The organism is Mesorhizobium sp. M1A.F.Ca.IN.020.06.1.1 (assembly GCF_004023265.1).
GTDB lineage: Bacteria > Pseudomonadota > Alphaproteobacteria > Rhizobiales > Rhizobiaceae > Mesorhizobium.
The window spans coordinates 1-8,467 of record NZ_RZSR01000159.1 but is presented as its reverse complement, the minus strand read 5'-3'; the positions used below and the strand labels follow the sequence as shown (position 1 = coordinate 8,467).

Genomic DNA, 8,467 nt, shown 5'->3' with positions numbered 1-8,467 from the left:
CGGCCTCGTCTCAGCCTCAGCGATCCCCGCCGATGAGCTGGCGAGGCTGACCGACGATATCGTCTCGGCGCTGAAGACTGTCTACGATCCGGAAATCCCGGCCGACATCTACGAGCTCGGCCTCGTCTACAGGATCGACATCGAGGACGACCGGACGGTCAAGATCGACATGACGCTGACCGCGCCGGGCTGCCCGGTGGCCGGCGAGATGCCGGGCTGGGTCGAGAACGCCGTCGGCGCCGTGGAGGGGGTTTCGGGCGTCGAGGTCAACATGGTGTTCGACCCGCCGTGGACACCCGACCGGATGTCGGAAGAGGCGCAGGTCGCGGTTGGATGGTACTAGCCAGCGACCCCACTAAGGTTGGCTGGCTTGCAGCAAAGGTGAAACTTCACCATCTTAAAGGCAGACTCATTCCGCGGGCCTTGAACCCGCGCGAACGTGGAGAATGACATGGGACGCTTCGCCGTCATCACGATGACCGACAAGGCCGCGGACCGCGTGCGTGAGATCGTCGCTACGCGCGACAACGCGCATGGGATCCGTCTTGGCATCAAGAAGGGCGGCTGCGCCGGGATGGAATACACGGTCGATCTGGTCACCGAGCCCAACCCCAAGGACGATCATATCGAGCGCGACGGCGCGCACGTCTATGTCGCGCCGGAAGCGGCGCTTTTCCTGCTCGGAACCGAGATGGATTTCGAGCAGACGACGCTGCGAACCGGCTTCACCTTCAGGAACCCGAACCAGAGCTCGGCCTGCGGCTGCGGCGAATCCGTCGAGCTGAAGCCGGCCGATCTCAAGGCGCTGGCGGAGGCGCGCGCTTCAAGCGCTGCTTAGGTGAGCGCCGAGGCATATCGCTGGCGATGTGCCTGCTGTGACCAGGAGTTCACCGGACTTCCCACCGATATAGCCTTTGGCGCACCGGTGAATCCAGACGCGCTTGACGAGGTAGCTCGGTCGACTTTCCGCAAGAACGACGATTTTTGCGTGGTGAGCTACGCCACGGGGCAAACAGACCGCTTCATTCGTTGCCTGCTGCCCTTGCCGGTACCTCAGTTGTCCGAAGAGTTCTGTTTCGGTGTTTGGATGTCGGTCTCGGAAAGAAGCTGGAATGTCTATCGAGCCGGGTATGATAGCGGCCAATATGAGGACGAGCTCTGCTTCGGGTATTTGATGCACGACATTCCTGAGTATCCGAGCTCGATGCACCTGCATGCCAATGTTGTGTTTCAGCCCGGCAATCTGCGTCCCAGGGTTTTTCTGCATGATGCAGACCACCCCTTGGTCGCCGCGCAGCGCGAAGGGGTGGATGTGAGGCAGATCGAGCGCTGGGTTGCGCTAACCCATCGCTGCTAGATTTCAGGCTAGTCCACCCACAAGCCGGTGCGCTTGTGCCAGTCGGCGATCGATTCTTCGGGATAGAGCTCGAACACCTTGTCGTTCTTGCCGATCGCCGGTTCGACCCAGCTCGCCTTGTATTTCAGCATCAGATGCACCTTTTCCGGCGGCTTCGGCAGGTCGCTGTCGATCGCCGAGGCGAAGGGGTGGACGAGGTCCGGCCAAGTCGGGTCGTAGAGCCAGAGCGCGGCGCCGCAATTCTTGCAGAAATTGCGCTCGCCGGTCGAGACCTCGCAGTGCGGATGCTCGTCGTCCTCGATCTCAGCGCGGTAGACGCCGAGATTGGGCTTGCCGGTGACCTTGAGCGTTCCGTTGTCGGCGCCGAGATTGATGGCAAAACCACCGCCGCCCTGCTGCTTGCGGCAGATCGAGCAGTAGCAGAGCATGAACGGCACGGGCGTGTGACTTTCCACCTCGAAGCGGACGGCGCCGCAGCGGCAGGAGCCTTTGAGCAGGACAGGCATGGCGCGAAACTCCATTTCATGTCTCAACCCGTCAGCATGCTGTTGGTTGCTGCGATGACAAGGCCCATGCTGGATGAGATGATTGCGGCATGGACAATGACCGCCTCGAAGAATTGTTCGAGAGCCTGGGGCCGATCAGCATCCGAAAACTGTTCGGCGGCAAGGGCATCTATTGCGACGGCGTCATCGTCGCGGTGGTCGTGCGCGGCGAACTGATGCTGAAGGCCGACGAGGAGACGATCCCCGAATTCGAGGCCGCCGGCTGTAGCCAATGGACCTATACCGGCTCGCGGCACGGCAAGGAGGTGGCGATGCCCTATTGGAGCGTTCCCGACAGCGCCTTCGACGATCCCGACGAAATGGCGGTCTGGGCGCGGCGCGCTTATGAAGCGGGGCGGCGCGCGGGCAGATAAGGCTTACAGCGCCTTCGCGATCTCCGCCGCCAGCCGCGCATTGTTTTCGACCAGCGCGATGTTGGTCTTAAGGCTGCGGCCGCCGGTGAGCTCCAAAATCTTCGACAGGAGGAACGGCGTCACGGCTTTGCCGGTGATGTTCTGCGCTTCGGCCGCCTTTTGCGCGGCCTGGATGTAGCCGTCCATCTCGGCTGCCGGGATCTCGTCGTTCTGCGGCACCGGATTGGCGACCAGTATGCCGCCGCCGAGGCCGAGCGCCTGCCGGATATGATAGAAATGCGCGATATCTTCAGGCGCGTGCAACGTCAGCGGCGCGCGGAAGGGCGATTGCCTGGACCAGAAGGCTGGCATGGTCTCGCAGCCATGGCCGATGACTGGCACGCCGCGCGTCTCCAGCACTTCCAGCGTCTTTTCGATGTCGAGGATCGCCTTGGCGCCGGCCGAGACGACGACGACCGGCGTGCGCGCCAGCTCGTCGAGGTCGGCCGAGATGTCAAAACTCTTTTCGGCGCCCTTGTGGACGCCGCCGATGCCGCCGGTGGCGAAGACCTTTATGCCGGCCATGTGCGCGGCGATCATGGTGGCGGCCACGGTGGTGCCGCCGGTGCGCTTTTGGGCGACGGCAAAGCCGATATCGGCACGCGACAGCTTCATGGCGTCGCCGGTCATGGCAAGCGATTCGCGCTCGCCATCGGAAAGGCCAATCTTGATGCGTCCATCGACCACGGCGATCGTCGCCGGCACGGCGCCGCTCTCGGCGATGATCTGCTCGACCTTGGCGGCCATCGCGCCATTGTCGGGGTATGGCATACCGTGGGTAATGATGGTGCTTTCCAGCGCCACCACAGGCCGCCCGGCGGCAAGCGCCTCCGCCACTGGCGGATGAATGTCGATGAAGGGGCGGGCGGTTTCGGGCGTCATGTCCGTTCTCCACTCCGGAGAAAACACTCCGGCAAGATAGTTTGTGGCCCTATGCCACCACCCGTGCCTCGGGCACAAGGGCAAGCGCCTGGCCAAAACTGCCGGCGGTGAAAGACGGTACCGCCTCGGCGCTCTCGATGGCGAGCATCGCCGCGGCAACACCTTCGCGCAGTGCCTTCCGCAAAGGCAGCCCGCGCAGCAGCGCGGCAACCGTTGCTCCGGTCAGGGCGTCGCCGGCGCCGGTTACGTCGGCAACTCGTCGCGGGGAGGGCGGGTCGATGGCGAAGACGCCCGATTGGTCGAAGCCGAGCACCGGAGCACTGCCGGCCGTGATCACGCCTGCCGTCAAGCTCAGCCGCCTGAGTTCCCCGACAAGATCGCGGCCGGAAATATCCGCACCAGCCAGCGCCGCCGCCTCTCGGCGGTTCATGAACAGCAGCGAAAGATTGCCGAGCAGCGGCGCCAGCCGCACCACCTTGGCCGGCGAGATGGCGATGGCGAAAATCGGCCTGTCGCCGGCTTGCGCAACCAGACGCTCGAGGGCCGCCGTTGGCAGGTTCGCGTCGCAGAGGATCGCGTCTGCCTCGGCGATCGCCTCGCGCGCCTTGGCGCGGCGGATCTGCTTGGGGAAGGCGAGGTCGTAAAGGCCCATATCGGCAAAGCCGACGATCAACTCCCCCTCGCTGTCGATCAGCGCAGTGTAGCTCGGCGTCGTGCGGTCGAGGAACACCGCCGAAAGGTCGGCGATGCCGGCCTCGTCGATCGCCGATGCGACGGTCTCACCCGCCGCATCGCCGCCGCGCACCGAAAGCAGCGAGGCCGAGACGCCGCGCTTCACAATGCTGCGCAGCGCGTTGAAGACGCCGCCGCCGACATCCTCGCGCATGATGCCGGGATTGGATGCGGCGGGCACGTAAGGGCCCGAGACCTGGCCGCGCCGGTCGATATGGGCGCCGCCCAGCGCCAGGATGTTTGGGGATGTCGGCATGCCGCGGAGGTGACCTCGTTGATTGTTTGCGTGCGCACACTAGGTTTCCGCGCATCGCCCCGCAATCGGGTCGCGATTCGGGCCGCCCGGATAACGAGATCTCGCTTGGATCAGCAGCACTGGTTCACGCCATCTCTAGTGAGACAAAAATAGAACAAATCCAGATATTATTTGTTTTCCAGTCATTTGCTGCCTCTTGCCAGATGAGAACAAAAAAGGTACAAACTGGCAGGGATCACGGATTGTCCGGCCTTCATTGACGACCAAGGGGTGATGTATCATGGCTCAGAATAGTTTGCGGCTTGTAGAGGATAAGGCAGTGGACAAATCAAAGGCTCTGGATGCGGCGCTGTCGCAAATCGAGCGCGCTTTCGGCAAGGGCTCGATCATGCGGCTCGGCGCCAATGAGCAGGTGGTCGAGATCGAAACCGTGCCGACGGGATCGCTCGGGCTGGACATCGCGCTCGGCGTTGGCGGGCTGCCGCGCGGCCGCATCATCGAAATCTACGGGCCGGAAAGCTCGGGCAAGACGACGCTGGCGCTGCACACGGTTGCGGAAGCCCAGAAGAAGGGCGGTATCTGCGCCTTCGTCGATGCCGAGCACGCGCTCGATCCGGTCTATGCCCGCAAGCTCGGCGTGGACCTCGAAAACCTCCTGATCTCGCAGCCCGACACGGGTGAGCAGGCGCTGGAGATCTGCGACACGCTGGTGCGCTCCGGCGCAATCGACGTTCTGGTGGTCGATTCGGTGGCGGCGCTGACGCCGCGCGCCGAAATCGAGGGCGAGATGGGCGACGCGCTGCCCGGCCTGCAGGCCCGCCTGATGAGCCAGGCGCTGCGCAAGCTGACCGCATCGATCTCGCGCTCCAACACCATGGTCATCTTCATCAACCAGATCCGTATGAAGATCGGCGTCATGTTCGGCTCGCCGGAAACCACGACCGGCGGCAACGCGCTGAAATTCTACGCCTCGGTGCGCCTCGACATCCGCCGCATCGGCTCGGTCAAGGATCGCGACGAAGTGGTCGGCAACCAGACCCGCGTCAAGGTGGTGAAGAACAAGCTGGCTCCGCCCTTCAAGGTGGTCGAGTTCGACATCATGTATGGCGAGGGCGTGTCGAAGACCGGCGAGCTCGTCGATCTCGGGGTCAAGGCCGGCGTGGTCGAGAAGTCGGGCGCCTGGTTCTCCTACAATTCGCAGCGTCTCGGTCAGGGCCGTGAGAACGCCAAGCTTTTCCTGCGCGACAATCCGGACACGGCGCGCGAGATCGAGCTGGCGCTGAGGCAGAATGCCGGGCTGATCGCCGAAAAATTCCTCGAGAACGGCGGCTCCGAAGGCGGTGGTGACGACAGCTTCGAAGACGAGGCTGGCGCGATGTAGGCACTGCCGGAGTTCGGCCATAATCCGGATCCATTATCTAAAGCTGATGTAATCGAGTTCCCTAGTACTGCGTTCGAACCGCCGGCCTTCGTGCCGGCGGTTTACGTTTGGGGGCGAGGGCACAGGCCGCCCAGCCGGAGGATTGGCCTTGGTTCCGTGTTTCTGGACAGGGTCAAGAGCTACGGCTAAAAGGCCAATCTATCTTCTGACACACGAAAGCCCATTTGCCGCCGGCCTGGCCGGCGGTTTTCGCGAAAAGGCAGTATCCATGAGTGGCGTGAACGAGATCCGGTCGACATTCCTCGACTACTTCCGCAAGGAGGGTCATGAGATCGTTGCCTCCAGCCCGCTGGTGCCGCGCAACGATCCGACGCTGATGTTCACCAACGCCGGCATGGTGCAATTCAAGAACGTGTTCACCGGCCTGGAGAAGCGGTCCTATTCGCGCGCCGCGACCGCGCAGAAGAGCGTGCGCGCCGGCGGCAAGCACAACGATCTCGACAATGTCGGCTACACCGCGCGCCATCTCACCTTCTTCGAGATGCTCGGCAATTTCTCGTTCGGCGATTATCTCAAGGAGCGCGCGATCGAGCTTGCCTGGAACCTGATCACCAAAGAATTCGGCCTGCCGAAGGACAAGCTTCTGGTCACCGTCTATCACACAGACGACGAGGCGGCCGGCTACTGGAAGAAGATCGCCGGCTTCTCGGACGATCGCATCATCCGCATTCCGACCTCTGACAATTTCTGGGCGATGGGCGACACCGGTCCCTGCGGTCCGTGCTCGGAGATATTCATCGATCGCGGCGAGCATATCTGGGGCGGTCCGCCCGGCAGCCCGGAAGAGGACGGCGACCGGTTCCTCGAATTCTGGAACCTGGTGTTCATGCAATATGAGCAGGTGACGAAAGACGAGCGCATCGACCTGCCGCGCCCGTCGATCGACACCGGCATGGGCCTGGAGCGCATGGCTTCGATCCTTCAGGGAGTGGAGAGCGTCTTTGAGACCGACCTGTTCCGGCATTTGATCGATGCGGCATGCTCGGCGCTAGGGCACGGTCACAACCAGGAGAACGCAGCATCCTTCCGCGTGATCGCGGATCATTTGCGCTCGTCATCCTTCCTGGTGGCCGACGGCGTGCTGCCCTCCAATGAAGGCCGCGGCTATGTGCTGCGTCGCATCATGCGTCGTGCCATGCGCCATGCGCAACTGCTCGGTGCCAAGGAGCCGCTGATGTGGAAGGTGGTGCCGGCGCTGGTGCGCGAGATGGGCCAGGCCTATCCGGAACTGGTGCGTGGCGAAGCGCTGATCACCGAGACGCTGAAGCTCGAGGAGACGCGCTTCCGCAAGACGCTGGTCCGCGGTCTCGGCCTGCTTTCGGAGGCGACGGAACAGCTGCACGCCGGCGACATGCTGGATGGCGAGACGGCCTTCAAGCTCTACGACACCTATGGCTTCCCGCTCGACCTGACGCAGGATGCGCTGCGCCAACGCGACATCTCGGTCGATCTTGCCGGCTTCACCGCTGCGATGGAGCGGCAGAAGGCGGAAGCGCGCGCGCACTGGGCGGGGTCGGGCGAAGCGGCGACCGAGACGGTCTGGTTCCCGGTGCGCGAGCAGACCGGCGCCACCGATTTCCTCGGTTACGAGACGGAAGAGGCGGAAGGCCTGATCCAGGCCCTGGTCAAGGATGGCAAGATCGTCGACAGCGCCGGGCAGGGCGACGCGGTTGCCGTCGTCGTCAACCAGACGCCATTCTATGGCGAATCCGGTGGCCAGATGGGCGATACCGGCATGATTTCCGGCGACGGCTTCTCGATCGAGGTCACCGACACGCAAAAGAAGGCCGACGGGCTTTTCGTGCATTTGGGCAAGGTGACGCGCGGTACGATCAAGACCGGCGCTGCCGTGGAGCTAAAGGTCGATCACGCGCGCCGTTCGAAGCTGCGCGCCAATCACTCCGCGACGCATCTCATCCACGAGGCGCTGCGTGAGGTGCTGGGCACCCATGTCGCTCAGAAGGGTTCGCTGGTCGCGCCTGATCGCCTCCGCTTCGACATCTCGCACAACAAGCCGATCTCGGCCGAGGAGCTCGAGGATGTCGAGCGCATGGCCAACGAGATCGTCGTGCAGAACAGTCCGGTGACGACGCGGCTGATGTCGGTGGACGATGCTATTGCCGAGGGCGCGATGGCGCTGTTCGGCGAGAAATACGGCGACGAGGTGCGCGTCGTTTCGATGGGCACCGGCCTGCACGGCGCCAAGGCCAACCGTCCCTATTCGGTCGAGCTCTGCGGCGGCACGCATGTCAGGTCGACCGGCGATATCGGCCTTGTGCGCATCCTGTCGGACAGCGCGGTCGCCGCCGGCGTGCGCCGCATCGAGGCGCTGACCGGCGAGGCGGCGCGCAGGCATCTCGACGAGCAGGACAAGCGGCTGAAGGCAGCCGCGGCGACCTTGAGGATCTCGCCGGCCGACGTTCCGGCGCGCGTCGAGACTTTGCTCGAGGAGCGCAAGAAACTCGAGAAGGAGCTCGCCGAGGCGCGCAAGAAACTGGCCCTTGGCGGCGGCGCGGCCGTTGCCGATGCTCCGGCCACCAACGAGACGGTTGCGGGTGTCGGCTTCCTCGGCAAGGCGGTCAGCGGCGTCGCGCCGAAGGACCTGAAGCCGCTTGCCGATGCCGGCAAGAAGACGCTGGGCTCCGGCGTGGTCGTCTTTATCGGCGCCGGCGAGGACAACAAGGCGAGCGTGGTGGTCGGCGTCACCGACGACTTGACCGGCCGCTTCAGCGCTGTCGATCTCGTCCGTGTTGCGTCCGCCGCGCTTGGCGGGCAGGGCGGCGGCGGGCGTCCCGATATGGCGCAAGCCGGCGGCCCCGACGCCTCCAAGGCGGACGACGC

The 8,467-nt window shown here is 64.0% G+C and carries 9 protein-coding genes; 6 read left to right on the top strand and 3 right to left on the bottom strand.

All coding sequences use genetic code 11. The features are described from left to right. The 3 genes from EOA60_RS09880 to EOA60_RS09870 form a co-directional block, all read left to right on the top strand. Window positions 1–343 (top strand): SUF system Fe-S cluster assembly protein (locus EOA60_RS09880; RefSeq protein ID WP_128311294.1); only part of this gene is annotated, 343 nt, incomplete at its 5' end. A 108-nt stretch (window positions 344–451) separates the two neighbouring features. Further along, window positions 452–838 carry a Fe-S cluster assembly scaffold SufA gene (sufA, locus tag EOA60_RS09875; RefSeq protein ID WP_066995098.1) on the top strand — a complete coding sequence of 129 codons (387 nt, stop codon included), beginning with the start codon at window positions 452–454 and terminating at the stop codon, window positions 836–838. Next, entirely contained in the window at window positions 839–1,357 is a 519-nt protein-coding gene (locus EOA60_RS09870) for a DUF2199 domain-containing protein (RefSeq protein WP_095825253.1), read from the top strand. It abuts the gene before it with no gap. A gap of 8 nt (window positions 1,358–1,365) precedes the next feature. Here EOA60_RS09870 and EOA60_RS09865 read toward each other — a convergent pair whose 3' ends face one another. Beyond that, window positions 1,366–1,863, bottom strand: a complete 498-nt coding sequence (locus EOA60_RS09865; protein WP_095825340.1) for a GFA family protein — start codon at window positions 1,861–1,863, stop codon at window positions 1,366–1,368. Window positions 1,864–1,952: 89 nt separating this feature from the next. Here EOA60_RS09865 and EOA60_RS09860 point away from each other — a divergent pair, with 89 nt between their 5' ends. Next, entirely contained in the window at window positions 1,953–2,276 is a 324-nt protein-coding gene (locus tag EOA60_RS09860) for a TfoX/Sxy family protein (RefSeq protein WP_066995104.1), read from the top strand. A gap of 3 nt (window positions 2,277–2,279) precedes the next feature. Here EOA60_RS09860 and EOA60_RS09855 read toward each other — a convergent pair whose 3' ends face one another. Then, window positions 2,280–3,197, bottom strand: coding sequence for a pseudouridine-5'-phosphate glycosidase (locus tag EOA60_RS09855; RefSeq protein ID WP_095825255.1), 918 nt, complete (start codon window positions 3,195–3,197; stop codon window positions 2,280–2,282). 49 nt (window positions 3,198–3,246) lie between these two features. Beyond that, window positions 3,247–4,185, bottom strand: a complete 939-nt coding sequence (locus tag EOA60_RS09850; RefSeq protein ID WP_095825256.1) for a carbohydrate kinase family protein — start codon at window positions 4,183–4,185, stop codon at window positions 3,247–3,249. A 280-nt stretch (window positions 4,186–4,465) separates the two neighbouring features. Between EOA60_RS09850 and recA the strand changes: the two genes are divergently transcribed. Both recA and alaS read left to right on the top strand, forming a co-directional pair. Continuing rightward, complete coding sequence (gene recA, locus EOA60_RS09845) at window positions 4,466–5,566, top strand: recombinase RecA (RefSeq protein ID WP_067328293.1); 1,101 nt, start codon at window positions 4,466–4,468, stop codon at window positions 5,564–5,566. A gap of 268 nt (window positions 5,567–5,834) precedes the next feature. Continuing rightward, window positions 5,835–8,467: alanine--tRNA ligase (alaS, locus tag EOA60_RS09840; RefSeq protein ID WP_128311293.1), on the top strand; the 2,633-nt coding region annotated here is incomplete at its 3' end.

What these genes read in the sequence shown, in the direction of transcription:
- sufA (WP_066995098.1), top strand. Translation starts at nt 452, where the DNA reads ATGGGACGCTTCGCCGTCATCACGATGACCGACAAGGCCGCGGACCGC.
- EOA60_RS09865 (WP_095825340.1), bottom strand. Translation starts at nt 1,863, where the DNA reads ATGCCTGTCCTGCTCAAAGGCTCCTGCCGCTGCGGCGCCGTCCGCTTC.
- EOA60_RS09860 (WP_066995104.1), top strand. Translation starts at nt 1,953, where the DNA reads ATGGACAATGACCGCCTCGAAGAATTGTTCGAGAGCCTGGGGCCGATC.
- EOA60_RS09855 (WP_095825255.1), bottom strand. Translation starts at nt 3,197, where the DNA reads ATGACGCCCGAAACCGCCCGCCCCTTCATCGACATTCATCCGCCAGTG.
- EOA60_RS09850 (WP_095825256.1), bottom strand. Translation starts at nt 4,185, where the DNA reads ATGCCGACATCCCCAAACATCCTGGCGCTGGGCGGCGCCCATATCGAC.
- recA (WP_067328293.1), top strand. Translation starts at nt 4,466, where the DNA reads ATGGCTCAGAATAGTTTGCGGCTTGTAGAGGATAAGGCAGTGGACAAA.